This is a genomic window from Paenibacillus sp. FSL R10-2796, from assembly GCF_037965315.1.
GTDB classification, from domain to species: domain Bacteria; phylum Bacillota; class Bacilli; order Paenibacillales; family Paenibacillaceae; genus Paenibacillus_AQ; species Paenibacillus_AQ odorifer.
The window spans coordinates 3,597,037-3,620,523 of record NZ_CP150178.1 but is presented as its reverse complement, the minus strand read 5'-3'; the positions used below and the strand labels follow the sequence as shown (position 1 = coordinate 3,620,523).

General features: G+C 48.4%; 15 protein-coding genes. All 15 read right to left on the bottom strand.

Translation table 11 applies throughout. The annotated features are described in order from the left end of the window. Window positions 1-2 precede the first annotated feature (2 nt). Entirely contained in the window at window positions 3-1,433 is a 1,431-nt protein-coding gene (locus NST58_RS16480) for a hypothetical protein (protein WP_339248739.1), read from the bottom strand. A gap of 142 nt (window positions 1,434-1,575) precedes the next feature. After that, the gene (locus NST58_RS16475; protein WP_051490964.1) at window positions 1,576-2,460 is read right to left on the bottom strand and encodes a carbohydrate ABC transporter permease; all 885 of its coding nucleotides are present in this window, start codon (window positions 2,458-2,460) and stop codon (window positions 1,576-1,578) included. Between the two features lie 5 nt (window positions 2,461-2,465). Further along, complete coding sequence (locus NST58_RS16470; protein ID WP_197740348.1) at window positions 2,466-3,398, bottom strand: sugar ABC transporter permease; 933 nt, start codon at window positions 3,396-3,398, stop codon at window positions 2,466-2,468. A gap of 210 nt (window positions 3,399-3,608) precedes the next feature. Beyond that, window positions 3,609-5,714, bottom strand: a complete 2,106-nt coding sequence (locus tag NST58_RS16465) for a hypothetical protein (protein WP_076309435.1) — start codon at window positions 5,712-5,714, stop codon at window positions 3,609-3,611. Then, window positions 5,707-8,355: a glycoside hydrolase family 2 TIM barrel-domain containing protein gene (locus NST58_RS16460; protein WP_339248738.1), complete on the bottom strand. Its 2,649-nt coding sequence runs from the start codon at window positions 8,353-8,355 to the stop codon at window positions 5,707-5,709. Before NST58_RS16460 ends, NST58_RS16465 begins: the two co-directional genes overlap by 8 nt. A gap of 840 nt (window positions 8,356-9,195) precedes the next feature. Next, window positions 9,196-12,003, bottom strand: coding sequence for a glycoside hydrolase family 2 TIM barrel-domain containing protein (locus NST58_RS16455; protein ID WP_076309433.1), 2,808 nt, complete (start codon window positions 12,001-12,003; stop codon window positions 9,196-9,198). Between the two features lie 10 nt (window positions 12,004-12,013). After that, window positions 12,014-13,618: a helix-turn-helix domain-containing protein gene (locus NST58_RS16450; RefSeq protein ID WP_076309432.1), complete on the bottom strand. Its 1,605-nt coding sequence runs from the start codon at window positions 13,616-13,618 to the stop codon at window positions 12,014-12,016. Next, window positions 13,618-15,408: a sensor histidine kinase gene (locus NST58_RS16445; RefSeq protein WP_339248737.1), complete on the bottom strand. Its 1,791-nt coding sequence runs from the start codon at window positions 15,406-15,408 to the stop codon at window positions 13,618-13,620. Before NST58_RS16445 ends, NST58_RS16450 begins: the two co-directional genes overlap by 1 nt. A 102-nt stretch (window positions 15,409-15,510) precedes the next feature. Continuing rightward, on the bottom strand, window positions 15,511-17,196 hold the full coding sequence (locus tag NST58_RS16440) for a hypothetical protein (RefSeq protein ID WP_076190338.1): 1,686 nt from the start codon (window positions 17,194-17,196) through the stop codon (window positions 15,511-15,513). A gap of 30 nt (window positions 17,197-17,226) precedes the next feature. Then, window positions 17,227-18,123, bottom strand: a complete 897-nt coding sequence (locus NST58_RS16435; protein WP_036677267.1) for a carbohydrate ABC transporter permease — start codon at window positions 18,121-18,123, stop codon at window positions 17,227-17,229. Between the two features lie 6 nt (window positions 18,124-18,129). Next, the gene (locus tag NST58_RS16430; protein WP_081387769.1) at window positions 18,130-19,023 is read right to left on the bottom strand and encodes an ABC transporter permease subunit; all 894 of its coding nucleotides are present in this window, start codon (window positions 19,021-19,023) and stop codon (window positions 18,130-18,132) included. A 207-nt stretch (window positions 19,024-19,230) separates the two neighbouring features. Next, entirely contained in the window at window positions 19,231-20,577 is a 1,347-nt protein-coding gene (locus NST58_RS16425) for an LLM class flavin-dependent oxidoreductase (protein WP_076125544.1), read from the bottom strand. 75 nt (window positions 20,578-20,652) lie between these two features. Then, a complete protein-coding gene (locus tag NST58_RS16420; protein WP_339248736.1) occupies window positions 20,653-21,132 on the bottom strand; it encodes a DinB family protein in 480 nt (159 codons plus the stop codon). Further along, the gene (solA, locus tag NST58_RS16415) at window positions 21,132-22,304 is read right to left on the bottom strand and encodes an N-methyl-L-tryptophan oxidase (RefSeq protein WP_339248777.1); all 1,173 of its coding nucleotides are present in this window, start codon (window positions 22,302-22,304) and stop codon (window positions 21,132-21,134) included. Before solA ends, NST58_RS16420 begins: the two co-directional genes overlap by 1 nt. Next, entirely contained in the window at window positions 22,301-23,482 is a 1,182-nt protein-coding gene (locus NST58_RS16410; protein WP_339248735.1) for an amidohydrolase, read from the bottom strand. Before NST58_RS16410 ends, solA begins: the two co-directional genes overlap by 4 nt. Window positions 23,483-23,487: the final 5 nt, after the last annotated feature.

Sequence of the window (23,487 nt, the reverse complement as noted above, 5' to 3'; positions counted from 1 at the left end):
TTTTATTTAACCTTATCGAGATAATCACGTTGGAATTCTTCGGCAGCCCTATCCAAGATCTGTTGCGGATCTGCGTTCTTGTCCGTCAGTACGGTTTGCAGTACGATATCCAGCTTTTGGTACAATTCCTGTGCGTTGACTGGTTCTTCCGCCCGCATGCCTTTGCTGCCATTGTCCATATAATCACGGAACAAATCCAGATTGACGTTGTTGTATTTGTCGAGAATCTTTTGTTCTTCTCCAATCCGTTTCTCATCAGTCCAAATCCGCAGCCCGTAAGGCCCTACGATCAGCCCTTGATCGCTCAGTGTCTTCTTCTCAATATCCCAACCGGTCAGTGCCTCTTCAGAGGACTCTGGTGTAAATCCGTAGGTTATTAGCCATTTGAATCCGGCATCAATCTGCTCAGGTGTTACATTAGGCGAGAACATATATAGGCCGCCACCGAGCAGGGTTACAGGTTTCCCGATTGGTCCTACTGGAAGCGCGGACATTGCCACATTGTCCTTGGACATCTTAGTCTGTTGCTGGATGACCGGTGACCAGTCATTCGTGCCGAAGCTCATAGCGACCTGATCGGTTCCGAACAAGCGGAACATATCGTTCGTAACATCGACCAGATTGTTGTCGGGCAGTACATCATATTTCCATTTTAAGTCCTTCACATATTGCAGGGCCGCTGCTGCTTCCGGCGAATTGAACACCGCCTGCCATTTCCCGTCTACCTGTTTTTCAAATTCTGCTCCGTATGCCCAGGCAATGTTCATGAACATCCAACCGCCTTGACCACTTTTTGTAGGCAAGAACATTCCGGCTTTACCGGTCTTTTGTTTAATAATCTGCGCAGTTTCTGCTAGCTCTTCATATGTTTTAGGAAATTTAGGAATCCCCTTGTCGTCCAGCAGTCCAGCCTCCTTGAAAAGATTCATATTGTAGAGCATACCGATGACGTATCCGTCCTTCGGAATCCCATAATACTTGTCGTCCTTGGTAACCATTTTCAGCAGATCTGGATTGATCGCCTTGTCGTAGCCATATTTTTTCATCGTATCCGTTATGTCAGCCGCGTAATTTGCCTTGATGATTTTGCTTGTTTCTGTAAAAAAGGTTTCGTATACCGTCGGAAGCTGGCCGCTGGCCGCTTTTGGCAGGAATGAGCTGACATCATACCCCCATTCATCTTTGTCCACAATAATTTCCGGATAATTGGCTTTCATCTTCGCCATGACCTGCTCATACTGGGCGATTTTGGCTTCCTCATTCGGCTTTGGCCAGTTACTGACCTTGATCGTCACCTGTTGATTGCCCGCTGTCTCCGTCTTTCCTCCGGCATTCTTCTCATTGGAGCCGCCTCCGCAGCCAGCCAGTCCGGCAGAAAAAAGCAGCGTAAGTGCCAGTGTAGCTGTCAGGTTCTTGGTGTGTCCTTTTTTCAATGTAATTCCCCCTAGTCTTATTGTTAAAGCATTCTTCGCAACATGTAAAGCGCTTTCTTTTTGAATCTGAAATCATCTTAACATGCACCTTCTGCAGCACCCTACGGGGCAAAACTGTGAAATGGTTTGTGATCGGGTGATGTTACCCTTTAATACTGCCGCCGAAGGATTGCCCGTTCATAATGTACTTTTGGAAAAAAATAAACAGGATAATCGGCGGCAGAATCGCAAACGTCAACGCAATAAACTGTATGTCCTGCGGCAATGTCGCCTTCAGATTGTAAATAGCCACAATGACCGACCAGGTCGATTTATCCTTCAGCACCATAAAGGGCCAGAAGAAGTCCTGCCAGACACTGTTCATCGTAAGGATTGTAATTGTAGCCATAACTGGTCCGCTGAGCGGGAGAATGACTCGAATAAAAATACCGATGGTGCTCGCTCCGTCAATTTTGGCTGCTTCCAGCAGCGCTTGTGGGATGGTATCGAAAAAGTTTTTGAAGATCAGAATTACCACCGGATTCACAGCAGCCATAAACCACATCGGCCAGTAAGTATTGGTCAGGTTCAAGTGCAACAGCGGAAAATCAATCAGATTCTTAAACAGCGGCACCATGCCCACTGTATTCGGCACCATCATGGTCCACACGATCAGTGCAAACAGCAGGGCACTGCCCCGCGGCTTCAGCTTGGAGAAGAAATACCCGGCCAGTCCGTTAAAAGTAAGGCAGAACAGTACAGAACCTGCGGCCAGATAAGCCGTATTCAGATAATAACTGAGGAAGTTAAACTCCTGCCAGGTCTCCCATAGCTTGCCAACATTGAACGAGCGGGGGATCAGGGTGGGCGGGATTGCATAAAACTCTTTGATGTCCTTCAGACTTGAGACCATAATCCAGACCGGAGGCAAAATACAGACAGCGGCCAGCACAATCATCAGAATGAACATGCACCAATACAGCAGGCGCACCCAAGGTGATCTGTATTCTATATTGCCGATAATGCCATATGCTTCTTTAGTTTTCATAGCTTCTACTCCCTGTTCAATTTCTTATCCAGCCGGAAATAAATAATGGTAAGCACCATCAGGACTAGAAAAGTAATAACCCCGAGCGCCATTGAATGGCCTGCTTCAAAACTCCGGAACGCATAATAATAGCTTTGCAGCATTAAGGTCATTGAGGCATTGTTCGGTCCACCCTCAGTCATTACCAGGGGTTCATTGAAGATCTGGAATACACCGCTGATCTGCAAAATCATCATCAGTCCGATCATGCTAGAGATTTGCGGAATGGTGATACTTTTGAATCTCCGCCATACATTCGCACCGTCAATAGAGGCTGCTTCGTACAGATCATGATTAATGCTCTGTAGACTTGCCAGATAAAGCAGCACTGTTCCCCCGAAATTTCGCCAGGTAATCGTGAAGATAATCAGCATTATCGTCATTTGCGGATCCTGAAGCCATTGCTGCACCGGAAATCCCATGGCACTCAGCATAATATTCAGCACGCCACCCTTTCCGGGCTCAAACAAAAACATCCATAACATCGAAGCTGCAATGCCGGGAACCATACTCGGAAAAAAGACCGAAAAGCGAAAAAATGACTTCCCATGTCTCAATTCATTAATCACGACAGCGACAATAATGGGTACGGCAAAACCGATCAGTAGTGACCAGAACACATACACAAAAGAGTTGGTCAATGTCTGTTGAAACGCCGAGTTCTGTATAACATCCTTGTAATTCTGCAGTCCGGCGAAACTTACGGCATTATAACCCTCAGTATTGAAAAAAGAGAGCACAATGCCCTTCACGAGCGGCTGCCAGGAAAAAAAGAAAAAGGCAAACAGTGTGGGTACAATTAATATCCAGGATGACCAATCTTTGAATAAACGCCGTACAGGATAACCTTTCTTTTTCTCTGTCATTAAAGGATTTAGTTCACTGGTTTTTCCAATCATGCTCCTGTCCTTCCTTCCTCCCGGAATCAAGCTTTAATCCGGTCAGGCGTTGTATAGTTGTTATACCTAAATGATAGCGCTTCCTACTGAGCGCCGAAATCCGGTAACCCTGCGAAAGCGTTTGTAAAGCTACTTATTTGTTGGAAAAAAAAAGCAGTGCACGCACCGGAATGGCCGCACACCACTTATGTTCATGTTATGGTGAATCGTTTAGGCCTCACTTAACCCTGCGCTGATGCAGAGGACGGCCGCTTCCGCCCGAAACGCTTCGCTCGCCGGATTGGGCTGCTCCTCCAAAATACGAAGCACCGACTGAGGCTCTACGCCGGGCTGTGGCACACGGGAGGGAGAAACTACGCTCCACTTCTGCTCACCCTTGAGCCTGTATGACAGCTCATAAAGATATAAGCCCGCATGTTGTCCGTCAGTGAGCTGGCTTACGCCATCCTGCCACGAGCAGAGTTCAAGCGGATGCTGTTTGTCCGGCAATACACCGGACGCCAGTGTGATGCGCTCATCTCGAACTACCTGCTGCTTCTGTTCCCAAGCCTGCTGATCTAGGATTCCCAGATCCAGGCGGTATTCCATTCCCGGCTCTCCATAAAGAGTCCAAGCCACAGGGCTACCCACCGCTACGAACTTAGGTGCTTCCAGAAAAACGGGTTGATGAGTTGGGACAAAACGTTCGGTCTGCTCCCACTCTCCCGCAGCCGGACTGCGTCTGCGATAATGCACCGTGCCCGTGAATTCGAGCTCCTGTTCCTGTAGCAGAGCTATTAGACATAGAGTAGCTTGCTCGTAAAGATCCGTGCAGTTGTTATGGCCGAAGCGGTATCCGATCTCATGGCGAAGCGGTATCCCGTGACTCCGAACCAAAGCCGCGAAGGAAAAGCTGAAGCGGCTAAGGGTAAAGGCATCATGCGTGCCATGGTTAATCAGCAGCTTTGTGCCACTCGCTTTAAGACCCTCCAGAAAAAATTCGGATTCCAGTCCGGTCGTTTCCTTTAGACTTGCAGAGTCAATAGTTCCCGTCAGAGTCTGTAGCAGAGTCTCGATTCCCGTGCTGCCGTTCTGTGGATGCTGCCAATCTTTCTTCCAGATTTCCCGGTAACCGGTGTCTACTTCCGCCACATGCCAGATCAGTGGGCAAGCTCCTTCGGCAAACTCACGGGTGAGCCCGTTCAGAATCAACGGCGGTGCATAACACAGTGTGTAGCGCACCCGATAGGGTAAGCAAAGCGGATTGCCTCCAGCCAGCAGCGCAGTTAAGCCGCCGCGCGAACCACCTACAGCCACTACCTGCTCTGCATCACCGCCATAACTTTCTTGACCTCTGGTAATTGCCGCCCCAATGCCAGCATAGATGGAGCCTTGCAAGGAACGGCTGCCGATATATCCTCCTCCGTTCCACAGAATGCCGACAACACCTTTGCCGGTGCTGGCCAGAGTCTTGCCGATGATTTCCAGAAATGAGGGACCTACCGTGCTGAAGGTATTCTCATTGGCATCATAATAACCATTGAACAACAGTGGATATCCCTTAACATTTGCCGCACTCCAGAAGGGCGGCAGAATATAGGAAGCAAGGCTATGCTGGTCATTCTCTATAACTAGCAGACTGCCGCTGATGAGCTGAAATACAGGCGCATTGCTTAAAAGTGCAGCATTGTCTGTGGATGCATTGCGGAAAACCACCGGAAATCCGAAGGTCTTAAGGATGCGGTCGCTCAGGGAAACTGCAACTAGATCATCTACAGCATAGAGACTGTAGCGGTCACCGATATAATGCTCGAATTGCGGAGTTTTAAGATTCTTATTCCCCTCGTTGCCTCCGAAAAGCTGATGATCTTCCGTATTGTATACATAAGGGCTATCTGGGTCGCTATTGTAGAGCCGCGCATGCTCGGAAACAACCTTTTCCCCGGCTTCGTCCATCCGCAATGTCCCTATGCCATCTGTTCCGCCATAACGGAAGCCGCCTTTTCCCTCAGCAACGCTATTATCCCAGTGAGACACTACAGGAAGCATATTGGTCAGCAAAGGACTGACTAATACAAATACCCCCTCCCCTTTCTCGGAGATCTCTTCTGCTGCTTCAGCTTCAACAGTGTCTTCATGGAGGGTTGACCAATTCGCTTTCTGATAAGCTACTTCGCCGCCTCGCAAGCAAGCAAGCAGCAGTGGAGCGTTGTGCAGCCTTAAGTAATCAGCCACTGCTCTGCTAACAGGTATAGCGACAGGTGTAGATCCCTCGGCTTGAATAAACCGACTTAGCGGAACATATGCCTCCGGTACAAAACACAATGTTTTACTCACGATTTTTTTCTCCTCCAACCTGTATCATTCTGCTCTGTGCTGTTAGGAACGACATGAATCTAATTTCTGGCAAGCCATCTGTGATCCTATAATTTTCCCCAGACAGGAATCCTCCTGAGAGTTTAGGAGTGCAAGTAACCGTTACTGTTTTGGTCTCACCCGGAAAGAGGGTATGGAACTGCTCATCCGCTTCCATCCAGTAGCGGTCTCCCTTTTCCTCTGCATGGATATGCAGCAAAACTTCACTACCGGTATTTTGGACTGTGAAACGGGCCTGCTGGCTCTTCTCCTGAGCACCCGTCGGCTGCCATAAACTATCCTGACGCACCTCAAGATTGCCTCCTGTAAGTGCAAGCGCGGGAGCATATGGATGCTTTTTATTGGTAGAGAATACATATAAATTCTGCTGTGGTGCTTCATCGACCTCCTGGTAGGACAATCTGACGAAATATAAAGCATCCTCATGCTCTGGCACGTTGAAATTCAGCACCCCAGCGCCGACAGCCTGATCTTTGTTTCCCTCTGCCTCAAATGATTGCTGATAGATGCACCGTCCGACTGCATCGAAGACTTCCGCGTCGACTTCTACCTTGCGTCCATTTCCTCCATGCACGTATACATCTCCCTGAAATCCGGTGCTTGGTGTAAGCAGTAGACTGCGGTAGTCCAGCGAAACATGTAGCGGACGGAAGGCAGATTTCACCCAATGGTAGGCCATCTTCGTTTCACCGTAATAATCGACAAGGTTAGTGCAGGACACATTCGGCCACGGCTCGTTGAACTGCCAGACAATACTGCCGCTGTTTCGGAACTTACGGCGGCGGTTAGCCTCCAGCACGAACCGGATTCCTTCCGCCTGTATCCACTGGCTGCAGGCAGAGAACTGCTCCAAATCTGTCATGCTGCCGAACATTTCTTCTTCACGGCTCAGCGTATCCCACCACTCCCCGTGATGTCTCCATATCGCGTTGTTCTCCATAGAAACCGGTCGCCGGCTAGTCTCACTCAGAAATTTCTCCAGACTTTTGAGAGAACTCAGACCGTCCACCCCAAATTCGCTGTGCAGCAGATTATCGTTGCTGCCATATAACTCGTAGTGATAAGGGTTTCCCATATACTTCCAGTAACCGTGCACATCATGCCCCTGACCTTTGGCATCCGTAATATATTCTACCGGGCCGGAAGCTGAGGTCGGTAGGAAGAGTCGCTGCGGATCATACTGTTCTACCAGTTCTTTCAACATCGCCAGATTGGAATCGCTGCTGTCGGAAGGCTTATTTGGCTCACTCATTAATTCATTGCCGCCGCTCCATACCGTTAGCGATACATGATTGCGTTTGTCACAGAGCGCTGTGCAGGCAGTCTTGTGAAGCAGCTCCAAAAACTCCGGCTGCTTCGAAGGGATATTGTCAATACCTGAACTGGACTGAATGAACTCCTGCCAGACCATAATGCCGTTTACATCACATAAGTCGTAAAAAGCCTTTTTCTCAATGATTCCACCGCCCCATACCCGAACGAGATTAATATGAGCTGCTTTCATCAGACGAATCATCAGTTGATATTGTTCAACCGTTACATTCCCGTAGAGATGGTCCAGAGGGGTCATATTTACCCCTTTCATATAGATCTTGCTTCCGTTAATCACCACTGTATATGGTAGGGCGTTGTCTGGACTGTCTACATTGTGGATATAATCGAGCTTGCGAATGCCCGTTTGAAAGCTCTGGGTATCCAATTCCGTTCCAGCTTCATCCAGTAGCTTTAGTTCAAGATTGTACAGTGGTTGCTTTCCATAACCGTTTGGGTACCATAGCTCAGGTTCGGGTATTTCCAGCTCCGCGTTCAGAAGCTCTCCAGCTCGAACTGGTCGCGATTGAACCAGCAGCAGATCCCCCTCCGGATCAGTACAGGTGATGCTCGCTGTCAGTGTCCCATCATCTTCAGAGCCAGCCATTCGCTTGATTCCTGCTTGAATGGTGATTCGACCAGACGAGATCTGATTTCTATCGTTCTCGCCAAACTCCGCATCTGTAGTGATCGACACATCATCCCAAGAGCACTGTTGATGTACCCTCAATACCACATCATCCCAGATTCCGACATTGACCAACCGGGTAGAGAAATCCCATTTATAATTAAAACGGCTCTTCTGCGTGAAGGTAGCCGAGGTTTTGCCGATTTGCCCCATTTCATCTGGCGCCTGCTTCAACAGCACTGAAATTTCAAGGCTTTCCCGCCCGGAGAGCAGGTCTGTAACATCAAATACAGTCGGCTCGAACATACCTTTATGTTCACCCAGCAGTAAATGATCAGCGTATACCGAGGCTTCATAGTCCAGTCCCTGAAAGACCAGTTCAACTCTGGCTGCTCTCAGCTCAGGCTGCTTCAAGGTCGTACGGTAAACCCACCAGCGGTTCTCCACCCATTCACAACTCAGGCTATTTAACTCTTCATAAGGGTTGGTAATCCAGCCCTGTCTGAAGAGATCATAGTGAACTCCACCCGGCACAGTGGCAGGCATCCAGTCCGTAACCCCCATCAATTCCTGTCCCAGCTCCATACTGGTGCCCTTTAGCGGAACCCAGGGCCAATACCCTTTGACTTCCCACTTCAAATCGTTCAATAGAATTTCATTCATGTCTTCTCCCGTTCCCCCAAACCCTGCTAAATTTGGCGCTGTTCCTGACGATGAGCGGCTCTGGCGCCATTCGTTAATGCGCTTACAACTTTAGGTGTGCAGCTTCATTACCAATGATAGCACCGGGTTAATGTTTTCAAAGGTCTCCAACCCTGTGAAATCGTTTGTAAAACTGCTCAGTTGCTGATAAACACAAACAACCCCTCTAGGCTGGAGTGAGGGTTATCAGCAATCATCTATAGAGGTGACTTTTTAAGGCTTGTTTTGTTTCGGAGCCTCTGACTCCCGTGCTTTACCAATACGTATAATACGTCGAACGCGAAAAAAGGAGTTCCCTTCAGCCGCGAAAGGCTGCTTGGTGAACTCCTTTACTTTTTGTTCGATAGAAGTTTTAAGAACTATTGCAACAATGTAGCACCACCTATCGGACATAGATGACGCTAAAAGCAGTATTATTGTACTTTTGGTGGGCTAACGGTCCCCATAGCCACTATCTGTATGAAATACAACTCATATGGACCTCTTTATAAGCAATAGCGTCACTGGAGTCCGAAATGTTGTTCAAAAGACTGAAAATTAGCAAATAGTGTCATCTGGGTCCGAAACCCTCAGAGACTCAGATAACGATACACTGTTAAAGCTGGCGGCTACCAATAAACTAAAAGCAGCAAAAAACTAAGAGCAGCGAATCTCTCTTTATTATGAGAAACGCTGCTCTAGAGTTTTTACGATGAAACCTTCTGTCTTACTCAATGAAGAAAGTAGTTTTTAGTATAGCGCCCTTGGACTGTTCATTCATATGAAATGCGATAAGGAGCCTTAGTAATCGCCTGCCTCTGCCTATTGGATCAGCTCTAGTAGCTCCGCAACATTGGCCTTGTACTGTGGTTTGAAATCGTCTGATTTCATATAACCCGCAAGGCTGGATAAGAACTGTCTGCCTTCCGGCGTATCGCTAACCTTATCAGCATCCAATGCGCATATCAGCAGGTTTCCTGCTCCTACACTGCATTCCACTAGGAAACTCAGCTTATGATTGCGTTCAAAATTATCGATAGTCTGCACTACGGGATTCCAGTTGCGGTCTGCCGCATCCATGATGAGCGATTTCGAATTCTCAACAATACTCCACCAAGGATAAGTAGAATATTCCTCGCTCGGGAACTCACGCAGCGCCGGGTGGTTGTTATCAATCAACAGCCCCATAGTACCAATGGGTACTTGCCGGTTCATGCTCTCTGAGATCGAGCGGAACATTGGATAACACCAGAAATCTGTGCAGTAATAACCTTCAACAGCATTTTTGAGAGATTCCGGTTTCGGCATAAGAAGTACATTCTCACCTTGCTCCAGCAATGCAAGCGCATCATCAGATAGCTTGTCGAAGACATGGACACCCTCCAGTATATTGCTACTCCTCACTGGATAAATCCACAGGTCATAGCTCTTGCGGATATCTGTTCCCTGTATGGAGAGGGATAATACGATAGTACTCATCCGTTCAACTACAGGTAGTTTTATTGCCAGATCGCAGATATCGATATAATTCGTTCCTGCAGGTACGTCCACCTCGGTTGAACCTGAGGCGAGTATACCGTTATCCTCGGTAAGCTCCCAATGCAGTTCAAATGCACTCGGCATACCACTGCGGAAACAGCTCAGTTCGACATGGGCATCGAACGATTCACCAGAGACATAGTTATACTTGGGGAATCTTGCCAACAGAACGGCATCATTACAAAAAGTTCGCCAGTCCTCAGCACTTATCATTCCTTTGGAATCCATAAAGGCGTCGAGGACACCCACCAGCGCCGTTCCCTGGCCACTGAAATCCTGCAAATCAAGCAGTTGGAAGCCCGCAAGCCGCCGGGAGCGGAATGCAGACTCGAGTTCCTCTTTGTAGCAAGCTACTGCCAGTTGCCCCGAGGATTCAAAATATTTGGCGGCCAAATGACTCAGCCCTTTACTTTCCAGTCGTTCACGGAAAATTTTGAAATTCTCAGCTTTGAGCGGACCGTTGTATTTATCGATTTCCTCATAATTAGGATAGGTAGCATACTGTCCGATCTCATGCGAGATTACCGGAATGTGCGGTATCCATTCTGCGGAAGCGTCTCCAGCCTTCACCGTCTTGGCTTCCGTACCATACTGGATCTGGATCTCGCCGCCAGCGGCAGCTTCCAACCCCTCTTCGTTGAAGAAATCCTGAGGGACAATCTGATCGTCATAGTCTTTCATCGTGCCTGGCAGATCAATCTGGACATGACCTAATGGAGCATCACACATCGCATAGGAGCCTCTGAACAGCCGATCTCTGGAGAAGCGCACGCCGCTGAAAAAATCGTCATGTTCCAGAATTTCTGGCACCCATTGGTGGTTATTGGATCCCTGTGTATAGAGAATCCGATTATCAAATGCTTTATAGTCCTTTAGGAAGGAATCAATCTTAGCTTTGCTGCCCCATAGCTCGTTGCCAAGCGACATCATCACGAAGGAGGGGTGATTGCCAAAAGCCTGAAGAATGGCATAGCCTTCGCTGATCAGATAGTCCTGCTCCGCCTGATCATGTCCCTCGTCGGTTTCTTCTGTGATTGTTCCCCAGAAGGGAAGCTCTGGTTGCATGTAGATACCGAGCATATCCGCTGCGGTGAAAGCAGCTTCCGGCGGACAGCAGGTATGAAAGCGATAATGATTGATGCCGTAAGACTTGGAGATGCCCAGGATTCTTACCCATTCCTCGACGTCAGTCGGGGCATAACCGGTAAGCGGGAAGATCAGGCCGTCATGTTTGCCGCGGAGGAAGGTTTTTTCTCCGTTGATTGTAAACTTATCGCCTTCTGCCCGGAATTCCTTCAATCCAAAAACGAGCTCCTGTCGGTCCGTTATATATCCATCGCTGTCTTTCAAAACAAGGTTTATGTTATAAAGATTGGGAGCGCCTTCACTCCAGAGCAGCGCGTCTTGACCTAGCTCATAGTTGACGGAAAAACTACCCGGTGAGACTGGGTACTCCCGCTCGTCCACAGCATGTGTATTGTCGCTGTTGAAGCTCTGAGCAGACACTGTAAGTATAGATTCATTCCTGCTGTCCAAGGTTGCCGTGATTCGGACTGAGCGGGCTGAGAGATCCGGATCGAGCCGGATGCCGCTGAGCCGTGACTCACCATAGAACTGAAGCTCCATACGTCCGGTAATCCCGTTCCAGTTGGTTTGGGTATCCTGCGACGTTAAATGTCCACCTTTGGTTGGGTAACCAGTATTGTCCACGCGGATGGTGAGCGTATGATTCCCAGGTTGAAGCTGCGGCAACTCATATATATGTGGGGTATTTAGACTGTTACGGCTGCCTATTTCCTGATGGTCCAGCCATAGAGTCGTCAGTCTCGTGCGTTCCAAATATAGGAAGCAGACTTTGCCGGCTAGTTCTTCCGGAATGACGACCTCTTTTGAATACCAGACTTGCCCTTCAAACAAATACTCATCCGTTAATGCGCTTACTAAAACATCCTCGTTCTTCGGACCTTTGCGTGCGTAGGACGTTGTTCCGGGCAGTGTGATAACATCTGTAAAAGGCAATGCCAGCAGTCCTTGTTTTCCCTCATCCAATTGCAACTTCCATTCGCCTTCCAGGCTGATCTTTGTCTGCAAAATATCACTCCTAATAATGATAATCTCTGAACTCCTGAGGTGTAGTGCCGGTTGTTTTCTTAAAAAGGAAGGCAAAATAAGCCGCGGTCTGAAAGCCCACCTGCTCGGCAACCTCGTAAACCTTAATATTGGGGTCACGAAGCAGTTCCTTGGCTTTGTTCATACGCGCTTCCTGCACGAAGTCGGAAATCGTCCGGCCCATTTCTTTCTTGAAGAGAACACTTAAATAGCTGTGATTCAAGTGGAACTGCTCAGCAAGCTGCTTAACAGTCATGTTCTCATGCAGATGCTCCTCCAGTTGGCGGGCGACCCGCTGGATAAGGTTATGCTGCTGAGCGACCTGCTCTCTTTGATTAAGCTTAGCATATTGCGCCAAATATTCCAGTACGACCTTCCTGACTTCATCTACGCCTGTACAGTCGATCAGCCGCTGCCACATGAGGATGTTCATCTCTGTTTCCTTCTCATGTACACGCTTCAGTTTTCTGGCTAGCTTGCTAAGCAACCCCATTCCGAAAGCCTGCACATAGGAGAAGGATACAGGCTCTCGTGCAAGTAACACTTCGAAAGCATGATTGAAATAAGCGGAAGCTTTATCGCTCTCTCCTCTGTCCAGTAGCTTAACGATTTCCGGAATGTATTCTTCACGCAACCTGAAATCATGATATTCATTCATCAAGTTCCGGTCGAAATAGAGGATTTGTCCGTAGCCGGCCAGCCTGGCACCGCTCATCATATGCCTTACTTCCTTATACAGCAACGGTATTTCCGTCCAGAACAAACACTCTCTGCTGATTCCGACCGAGACGGAGGCTTTATACTGCTCTCTTAGGATATCTTGGATAAACGCAAGCTGCTTCTCAAGTCTTGCCCGCACCAATGGCGTTGCGTTCAGCACAATGACGGCCAGTTCATCCGCTCCTGTCTTCCCTATATAGGTACCGGAGAAACCAGATAGACCAGTCTTAACGCAGTTCAATAGCCCTTCGCTAAGCAGGATCCGATCCTTGGCATCATGCGGATTATCTAGGAACCTGCGGTCATATCCGAACAGGAATAATGTTGCCTGCCATTCCCCATTAGGCAGATCCAGCAGGCGCTGCCAGGATTCGAGCAGCTCTTCACTGTGGATCCAGCCTTCAACCATATCTTTGACGAAACGTTCCTGCAGCACCTCATAGCTCTCTGTAACTTTCTCCCTAAGTACAGTGGTTTCCTGTTCAATCTGTTTTTTCTTCTCAACTACTTCTCTGAACGCAGCCAGTTTCATTTCGAGTTCTTCCGTCTTGATGGGCTTCAGAACGTAAGCTTTAGCTCCCAGATGTATAGCCTCCTGTACAAATTCAAACTCGTCATATCCACTGATCATCACAGTCTGTAAAGACTGGAGTGTCGGATAATCCGCTCTGCATCTGGCGAGCAGTTCGATCCCTGTCATACCTGGCATCGAGACGTCAGCGATCAGCACATCCACAGGAGTTTCTCCTAGAATCGTTAGTGCTTCTTCACCAGATAATGCAGTTAACGGTTCCTCATACCCCAGAGCTTTCCAGCCAATATGACGAAGAAGCCCTTGAATCTGCATAGGCTCGTCGTCGACAATTAATGCCCGCATTAAGCTCCATCCCCCTTTTTTATCTCAGGACTTTCCTTGCAAACAGGGATATCAATGGTTACACAAGTCCATTCGTCTTCTACACTTTCAATCTCAAAGCGGCCCTCTGTGCCAAAATACAATGCAAGACGTTCACGGATATTGTTCATCCCGAATCCGTTTTGCGTACCCGTGTAGCTGCCGGCACGGATCTGTTCCAGCTTCTCACTGCCAATCCCTTTTCCATTATCAAAAATCTGAAACTGCACCGTATTCTCCACTCGTTTGATCGTAATTTGTATAAAAGCATGAGTTCTAGTTGTGATGCCCCCGTGCAGATAACAGTTCTCGACCGTTGGCTGTAGGATCAGCTTAATGCTGTACAGGTCAAGAACGTCCGGCTCTACCAGCCAATCTACGGATACCTGACCGGGATAACGCAGCTGCTGAATTTCGATATACGCCTTAAGATGCTCAATTTCGTCACGGATCAGCGTCACATTAACCCGGTTATTGAGTGCCAGCCGATAGAATGTCGTCAGCGCATCTATGGTTCGGATTTGCAATTCGTCCTGCTGATCTAATGCCCGCCAACGGATCAGACTTAGCGAATTATAGATGAAATGAGGGTTAATCTGTGCCTGCAACGCCCTGAATGATTGCTCCCGCTCTTTGAGCATGGCCTCTGTATGTTCTTCGACCAGTTTTCTCAAACGGCCAGACATGGAATTGAACAATACCTCAAGCTCACCCAGCTCATCGTTGTCACGGTTTCTCACTGTAACTTCGAAATAGCCCTGTGAGATATCTGTCATCCTGGTGCCCAGCTTGCGGATCCGCCAAATCACATTTTTAAGTACAATCATGATTAGAAAGATGGACAGCAGCAGGAAAAAAGCAATACCTGCTCCGATATAGTACATAATCCGCGTAGACTGCTCCTCCAGTCGGTCAAGATGCACAAGTGCGGCAACCGTCCAGCCAGACTTAATCTCCTGAGTGATCAGCATCATCCCGCTTTTTGTTGCTGAGGTTTCCAACGAGTTGTTCCAGTACTGACCTAAGGAGGATGAGGATAACCGGCTGCCAATTTCAGAGGGCTCCGAGGATGCAATAATGCGTTCGTTGTCGTCAACGATATACAATTCTCCGGCCCCTTCAAAAGGATGTTCGAACGATTCCATGAAGACACCGTTATAGTTCAGTAACAGGTACACAATCCCGTAAACATCTCCATACGCGTTCAGAATTTTATGGGATACCACTAGCTTAGTCCTGTCGTCAGCTGCATTAGTCCATACCAGATTGTCTGTTGTGCGAAGCATTTTCGTATACCAATCCCGCTCTCGAATTCCCGAAAGGCTCCGTTCTTCCGGCTTCCACAGAAGCCCTCCATCTTGCACTAGTGTATCGTTGGTATGATAGATTCGGAAATTCTCAATACCTGGCAAGTATTTGCTGGTGAGCAGAAAGGATCGGTCCACATAATTGACCGTACCCAATTGTTCATCGATATCCGCATAGTCCCTGGCTAATCTAGAGATCAGCTCACCATCCGTAGCCGTTCGGGTAGCCAGCAGATCATAGCTTTGCTTCCTGAATTCAATACTCTGCGCACTTTGCCGAACGGCTTCCCTGATCGTAAGCATATAATTGGCCCGCACCGTATGAAGCATCATGTACCCTGCACCTGCAGCCAGCAGTACGGTGGGGAGAAATACAATGAGTCCGTAGAATAATACAATTTTACTCCTCAGGTTCATGGAACGGGTCATACGGATGATCCATTTCTCTATTTGTTGTTTAATCATAGATTCCCCCCATGAAGTGCAAAGGGAGCCCCCTCCAAGTGAGAGGTGCTCCATTAATTTTTTATCGTTTACGATCCGCGACTGAAAGAGCGGCACGGTTGTCTATTGCAAGGCTGTTACTTCCTCCTTGTACGTATCCAGCCACTCCTGCTTGACTTCACTCCAGTGCCCACGCTTCTCTAGTGCTGCTTGGAAATCGCTCCAATTCTTTTCGAATTGCCCCTCGTCTTTGGCCATTAAAAGCTTGGCTCGATATTCCTTGCGGATATTTTCGATCTCCGGTGAATATTTCTCCCATGCGCCGCCCTGTTTCATCTGGAATAGATCATAAGGCTCTGCCACGCGGATCGTTCCCATTTTGCCGATAGCTTCTGTGAACTTAATGGTCTTAGCAGCTCCGGCTTTCCCTGCATCCTCTGTGTTCCACCATGGGTACCATTCATTGCTGTAAGAGGCAGTCATGTAAAGCTCAGGGGTGACTTTAGCTTTTTGTGCGGTGTCTCCGGAATTGCGGCTCGTCTTGTAGGTTTCGTCTGTGAATTTCCATTTGCCCAACGGTTGATCAATCCAATCCCAGTATAATCCCGCCGGTCCTTCATTAATGACCTGCTGCTGCTCGGGTTTTGGTTGCAAGGTATAATCGAAGAATTTCAGAATAGCTTCCAGATTTTTAGTTTTTTCACTAACATAGACATCATAGCCTGGATTCGGATTGGTAACCTGATTAATTCCGACTTTCTCTACACCATCCACTTTAGGAAAAGGGATTGCTTCGTAAAACCACCCTGGTTCTGTTGGGCCGTCCAATGTCTCCCAGGCTGAGGCAGGAATGTTCCAGAAGCTGCCGACATTGAAGGCAATACGACCCGATTTGTTCTTTTCTGTATACTGTTCTCTTTTGCTGGTGACGACCTCTGGATCGATCAACTTCTCCTGGTACATCTTGTTCATCCATTGATAAGCTGCTTTATAATTGGGATCGTCGTAAGCGAATACAAAATCATCGCCGCGTTTGTCAACGCCATTACCTGCTGTAGTCACCCCGAATGCGGTCAAAATCGCGTTTTCATCGCTCCAGCCCAGATTATCACTAGTGTCCATTAGGAATGATAGAGGAATAAGCGATTTGCCGGAAGCATCCTTCTCTTCTGCAGCTTTCCGAAGGAAGGTCTCAACTCCTTCTAACGTTGCTAAGTCCTCTTTGGTCATACCTGTTTTCTCCAGCACATCACTTCTGACAATCCAGGCTTGAGATGCCCAGCCTGGCCACGGATCTTCCGGGTTTTGGTCAAACCAGGTAGGAATGGACCAGATATGACCCTCATTATCCTTCATAAGTTCCAGATACTGCTTTGGAATAGACGCCAGTCCTGGATATTTGTCAGGCATGTCGAAATACTGCTCTAGCGGCATAAGCTGTTTCGACCGGTTCATCGCGCTTTTGACCGTTTCGTTTCGGCTGAAGATAGCTGCATCTTCAAAGCCGCCTGTGTTTATCTTCAAATTAAGTGCAGTCATTGCGTCGCCTTGAGTGGTTTCCAGCTTCACATTTACTCCAGGCTCCTGTTCACGCCAATATTTCTGGACCAAACTATCATTATTGATGGTTGCCGTCCATCCAAGCCAGAGATTAAAGGAAGTCGAGCCACTGGCGGGCAGGTTACTTGACGTTTCATTGTCGCTTCCAGGCTTGTTCGCAGTATTCTCACCTGATCCGGAGCATCCGGCAATAGACATCAGTAAGGTTGCTGCAGCCAAAGCGGCTAGACCCGTTTTTTTGAATATCATTGATTTTTCCCCCTGTTCTATTATTGAAAATCAGCCTTTTACTGACCCTACAAGAACTCCTTTCACAAAATATTTCTGCAGGAACGGATACACGCACAGGATGGGGATTGCACTCACCATAACGACTGCCATCTTAATCGACATCAGTGTAATATTCTGCATTTGTGAGCTTCTCGCCAAAGCTTCCTGGTTGGTATTCGAGCCAAGGACAGCGGATAAATCCTGAGCAGCGAGCAATTGCTGCAGGAAGGTCTGCACCGGAATCAGGTTCTGCTTCGTGACGAAGAAAGCACCGGCGAACCAGTCATTCCAGTGTCCCACTGCGGTAAACAATCCAAGTGCGGCAAGCATAGGTTGAGAGAGTGGAATAATAATCTGAATCAGAGTACGAACAGGACCGGCTCCATCTAGTTCAGCGGATTCTACCAGAGCTTCAGGGATTCCCTGTATAAACTTCAGCATGACAAACATGTTCCAGACCGAGAACAGCCCGGGAAAAATATACACCCAGAACGTGTTGATAAGCCCGAGATTATTAAGCTGAATATAGAAAGGAACCAGTCCTCCACTGAATAGCATGGTTAAAAGAATATAGCCTAGAATCGTGCTTCTTAATGGAAGGCCGCGGTAGGACAAGCCAAAGGCCACCAGAAGTGTGACGATAAGTCCTGCGAATGTGCCAATGACTGTCCTAGCGATTGTAATTAGATAAGACTGGCGGATAATCTCATTTCCTAATACAATCTCATAATTAATTAATGTGAAATTTTTGGGCCATAGATACACGCCACCTTTGGCCGCACTTGCACCGTCATTCAGTGAGATGGCCAGCATGTATAGGAATGGATATAGTACAGACAAGCACAGACCGGCCAGTACTATGACGATGACGTATTGAGCTATTTTTTCACCTCTGCTGAGCTTCATATGCCATCACCATAATCCTTCACCATTTATTTTTCTGGATAACTGATTAGTCGAAACAACCAATATCAAGCTGATCACTGAGGATAACAATCCCACTGCGGTCGCCATTCCAAAATATCCCTGCTGCAATCCGTTGCGGATGATATACGTATCCAGTACATCCGCGACCCCTTGATTAGCAGAATTCATCAGCGGATAAATCTGATCCATCCCTACTGAAATCAGGCTAGGGATACTCAGAATTAGCACAATCGATATTGTCGGTAGAATACCCGGGAAGGTGATATGCCGAATCTGGGCTAGCTTTCCTGCACCCTCTACTTTGGAGGACTCATACAATTGCGGATCAATCGTTGTGATCGCAGCCAAATAGAGAATCGTGTTCCAGCCGGTCTCTTTCCACAAGCCGCTTAATATAACCATGGGCCGGAACCACTCCGTGGAACCCAGAAAAAATACAGGATCACCGCCTGCCTTCTCGATGAACTGATTGACCAGCCCACCATCCAAAGTCAGAAAAGACTGCAGGATGTAAGCGACTACAATCCATGAGAAAAAATGTGGCAAATAGCTGACCGATTGCACGAATCGCTTAAATACAGGCCGGGTTACCTCGTTAATCACCAGTGCCAGTAGAATCGGTGCCGGGAATCCGAAGATGAACTTAAGCACAGATATATATAACGTATTTTTGACGACAGTTAAAAACTGGGGATCTTGCAGGAAAGAAAAGTTGTCTAATCCCACCCATGTGCTGTTCCAGATCGAGGTGCCAATCTGAAAGTCGCGGAAGGCGACCTGAATCCCTGCCATCGGAATATAGCTGAACAAAAATAGCAACAGCACTCCCGGAAGAATCATTAAGTATTGCCATCGGTACTTGTAGAACTTAGCGTACAATTTACATCCCTCCTTGATATTTCTATCATAAGGTGCAGCGGGAACCCTGCCTATATAACAGTGATTGGTTATCTATTGCTCTGATTGGTTCTTTAAAGCGCTTACGTTGTTAGACAAGCTCCGCTCGCACGCAAATAAACGCAGCCTTAAACGGCTGCGTTACATTTTTTATGACGAAAGCTAATTATTCGATTCAAATTATTATTGTTAATGTACGGCTTTTTGCCCTACCGGTTGTGAAGCCTTGGAATAGCGGTTCTCTGGCAATGGAATACCGAGATTTCCACGCAGGGTGCTACTTTCGTATTCAGTGCGGAACAGGCCCCGCTCTTGCAGAATCGGCACTACCCGATCGACGAATTCCTCCAGTCCATTAGGAACAGCAGCTGCGATCATAAATCCGTCTGCTCCTCCACCCTCAAACCAGGTTTGAATCTGATCAGCCACTTGCTCAGGTGTGCCAATAAAGCTGCTGCGCGGGGTAGCGGATTGTAAGGCGACCTGTCTTAGTGTTAAGCCTCTCTCCTTCGCGTCCTTTTTGATTTTATCCGTGCCGCTCTGAAAACTATTGCGCCCCAACTCGCCAAGCTCAGGGAACGGTTCATCCAGCGGATATTGCGAGAAATCATGATGCTCGAAGAATCTGCCCAAATAGTTCAGTGCATTCTCAATCGTCACGAGACCAGCAACCTCCTGATATTTACGCTCTGCTTCCTCTGATGTGTCGCCAATGATTGGTGCAATACCAGGAAAGATCAGCACCTCATTCGGATCCCGGCCAAATGAAGCTACCCGTGTCTTAACATCGCTATAGAATGCCTGGGCATCTTCTAGCGTTTCGTGGCCAGTGAAGATAGCATCCGCTTCCTTTGAGGCGTAATTTTTACCAACTTCTGAGGAACCTGCCTGAAACACGACTGGCTGCCCCTGCTTCGAACGAGCAATATTGAGCGGTCCTTTCACGGAGAAGAACTCTCCTTGATGGTCCAGGGTATGCATTTTTTGCGGATCAAAGAATACACCTGTTTCTTTGTCTCGAACAAACGCATCATCCTCCCAGGAATCCCATAATCCGCGGGTCACCTGCAAATATTCGGTAGCAATACGGTAACGCTTGCCATGGTCAGGATGCTCTGTTTTGCTGTAATTCGAGGCAGAGCCTTCCAGCGGTGAAGTCACCACATTCCAGCCGGCCCGGCCACCGCTGATTACATCCAGTGAGCCGAATTGACGCGCGACGGTAAACGGTTCACTGTAGGAGGTGGACAGGGTACCAACCAGACCGATGTTGGTGCTGACGGCGGCGAGTGCGCTAAGAATGGTCAGCGGTTCAAACCGGTTAAGGAAATGCGGAATGGACTTTTCATTAATGTACAAACCGTCTGCGATGAAGATCAGATCCAGCTTGCCTTCTTCTGCCTTCTGTACCCACGCCTTGTATAATTCAAAGTTTACACTTGCATCCGGCTTAGCATCAGGATGGCGCCACATCGACGTGCTGCCTCCTACTCCATGCAGCAGTGCGCCTAGCTTCAGTTGTTTTGGTTTGGTCATGTTCATTCCTCCTAAAAGTTTTGTGAGCATACGATTCCCAGGTTTTACTTCATGCAAAACTAACTATGAAAGTATTCATTGCACGAACGATGCATTGGCTGCGCCCTGCTTGATTCGCTCAATCTGGCCAAGATGTCTCTCTACATGTGCGGTGAAGCTATGGACGATATCGGAAATTTTAACGTTTTCCCCCTTGAAGTTAACCCCGCTTTTCTCCCAATCCTTTGCGCTGAGCCGTTCAAACAATAGACTGTTATAATAAAGCAGGCTGCGGAACAACTCCAGACTATCGGAAGCACTACCACTATTGGCGTACTGGCCGCTGACCCAAGCGTCCTGATTGAAGACTGGCAGCTGCGCAGTTGTAGCAGCGAGAATATCACGTATACGGAACGAAACCACAATGCTGTGATCAGCTAGATGGGCTAAAACCTCAGTAATACTCCAACTCGTTGGTGCTGCCTTCCATTTCAGCTGTTCCTCTGATAACCCTGCGGTTGCATGCACCAGTTGGTTGTGCGTACTTAAAAAATTGCTAATTTGAACTTTGCTCATTAAATCCCCTCCAAAATAAGGCCTGCTTGCGAATGATCAGGTGTAAAACGTGATAACGCAAAAGGTTGAATGTTGTGGTTGGTAGCTCCACTTGTCGCCAAATCAGCAAGTATTTCACCTACAACACTAGAAAATTTAAAACCATGCCCTGAGAACCCTCCGGCTACCAGCACATTGGAGTGGAGCGGATGGCGGTCAATAATGAAATCTTCATCAGGTGTATGCTCATATTTGCATACAGAGCCTTTAAGTAATCGGCCAGCTGCACCCGGCATGTAAGTCTCCAGTACTCTTCGGAGGTCTTGCTCATCGCTGGTTTCACTGCCAAAGGGAGCAAGTAGTGTGCCTGGTTTCCATTCCAGCCCCGTATCGTGCCGGCCGATCTTCAGACCGGCTCCAGCAATGCTGGGAAAGCCATAATAGCCACCTTCCTCAACTCCTAGCGTGAAGCCAGGGAAGTTACCGGCTGCAAAAGCAGGTGAACTCTCAAACCAGCCCACAACTTTGCGGATCGCCTTGATTGGCAAATGCACAAAAGGCGCTAACGCACCAAACCAGGCTCCGGCACTAAGGATAGCTGACGCTCCGTGATAATCGCCGTTTGTTGTATGAACCGTTACACTGCTTTCGCGGGCGGTGATGTTTACTACCGAAGTGTTCGTCAACAGTTCCGCACCCTGTCCAAGGGCAAGCTGGCGGTAGGCGGAGATACAGCGCTCGCTGTACAAATACCCGGCTTCTGGTTCATACATTGCTGCGAATGTTTCCGGAATGTTCAATCCCGGCCAGCGCCGCCGGATCTCTCCGGCATCCAGATGCTGGACCTGCACCTTCCGTTTCATTGCTTCCGCGAGACGACCGCTGAAGGAATAAACTGCACTAACTGCGAGATTCAATACGCCCGAGCGGACAAGCAATTCTATTCCGCTCAACTGCTCGGCTTCTTGCCATAAATGATCTGCCCGCAGAGCCAAATCAATGTAGGCGGGATCACCACTGTAAGCATGCCGGATCAGCCGCGTTTCCCCGTGATGGCTTCCCAGTGTATGTGGAGGATCAAAGGCATCAATTAGCAGCGTCTTCACTCCGCGCTTCGCAAGATAGTAACCGGCACTCATGCCCATCGAGCCTGCGCCGACGATAATTACATCGTAACTGTTATGTTCAGCTATAATTCTGCACCTCCATCGGGACTGTACTGCACTAGGGATCGTACAGCTACATCCGCAAGGAAACGTGCTGCCACAGGGAGTGCACGTTCATCCAGATTGAAGGCCGGATGATGCCATTCCTGGCTTCCTTCAGTACCTACAAAAACGAACAGTCCGGGTACCACGCGCTGATAGAAGGCGAAATCCTCTCCAGCCAGAGAAAGCTCTGGCTGAATCGCTCGGTAGCCAAGAGCTTCGACCGATTCAACTCCAAGCGCTGCTAGGGAGGGATCGTTGATAACCGGAGGTGGCCCTTCTATCCAGCGAACGGTAGCTTCTGCTCCAAGAGCCGCTGCTACACCGACCGCCACTTCCTGAAACCGGTCCAGCACTTTGCTGCGTACCGTTTCATCAAAGGTGCGGATCGTCCCTTCAAGCACGGCTTTTTCGGGGATAATGTTCCATGAATTGCCGCTGTGAATCTGCGTCACACTAACCACCGCACTCTGCAGCGGACTGACATTGCGACTTACAATGGACTGGAATGCCGCCACAATATGCGAAGCCGCTACAATCGGGTCTATGCCAGCTTCCGGAACGGCAGCATGAGAACTGCCACCCTGCACTTCAATCACAAACCCGTCAGCTGCTGCCATTAAAGGACCACCCTTAATACCGATGGTTCCGACTGGCAGGTCTGGCTTGTTATGCAGCCCGATCACTGCCCGGACGTCTTCGAGTGCCCCGCTAGCAATGATTCGTTGTGCACCCTGCGCCTTCTCCTCGGCTGGTTGGAATAACAGGCGCACCGTTCCCTGTAATTGCTGCTCTCGCTGTTTCAATTGATAGGCGGCACCAATCAAGGCAGCCGTATGGAAATCATGCCCGCAGGCATGCATTTTGCCGGGATATAATGAAGCGAAGGATACTCCGCTTTCCTCCTGGATTGGCAAGGCATCAATATCTGCGCGCAGTGCGATGACCGAACCAGGCTTTTTGCCGCCAATCTCTGCGATCACGCCGGTAGACAGACCGTATTCTACGATCCTGACTCCTGCCCGCTCCAGCAGGGAAATAATATATTCTGTTGTGCCATATTCTTCATTGGACAGTTCCGGGTGCCGGTGCAGATGACGGCGTATCCCGATTAATTCTTCTTCAAGCGCTTCCGCACTCAACTCTTTAGCTTTACTTGTCATATACA

Excerpts from the sequence above, each read along its gene's own strand:
- NST58_RS16445 (WP_339248737.1), bottom strand. The coding sequence starts at position 15,408 with ATGATTAAACAACAAATAGAGAAATGGATCATCCGTATGACCCGTTCC.
- NST58_RS16460 (WP_339248738.1), bottom strand. The coding sequence starts at position 8,355 with ATGAATGAAATTCTATTGAACGATTTGAAGTGGGAAGTCAAAGGGTAT.
- NST58_RS16425 (WP_076125544.1), bottom strand. The coding sequence starts at position 20,577 with ATGACCAAACCAAAACAACTGAAGCTAGGCGCACTGCTGCATGGAGTA.
- NST58_RS16475 (WP_051490964.1), bottom strand. The coding sequence starts at position 2,460 with ATGAAAACTAAAGAAGCATATGGCATTATCGGCAATATAGAATACAGA.
- NST58_RS16410 (WP_339248735.1), bottom strand. The coding sequence starts at position 23,482 with ATGACAAGTAAAGCTAAAGAGTTGAGTGCGGAAGCGCTTGAAGAAGAA.
- NST58_RS16435 (WP_036677267.1), bottom strand. The coding sequence starts at position 18,123 with ATGAAGCTCAGCAGAGGTGAAAAAATAGCTCAATACGTCATCGTCATA.
- NST58_RS16450 (WP_076309432.1), bottom strand. The coding sequence starts at position 13,618 with ATGCGGGCATTAATTGTCGACGACGAGCCTATGCAGATTCAAGGGCTT.
- NST58_RS16420 (WP_339248736.1), bottom strand. The coding sequence starts at position 21,132 with ATGAGCAAAGTTCAAATTAGCAATTTTTTAAGTACGCACAACCAACTG.
- NST58_RS16470 (WP_197740348.1), bottom strand. The coding sequence starts at position 3,398 with ATGATTGGAAAAACCAGTGAACTAAATCCTTTAATGACAGAGAAAAAG.
- NST58_RS16440 (WP_076190338.1), bottom strand. The coding sequence starts at position 17,196 with ATGATATTCAAAAAAACGGGTCTAGCCGCTTTGGCTGCAGCAACCTTA.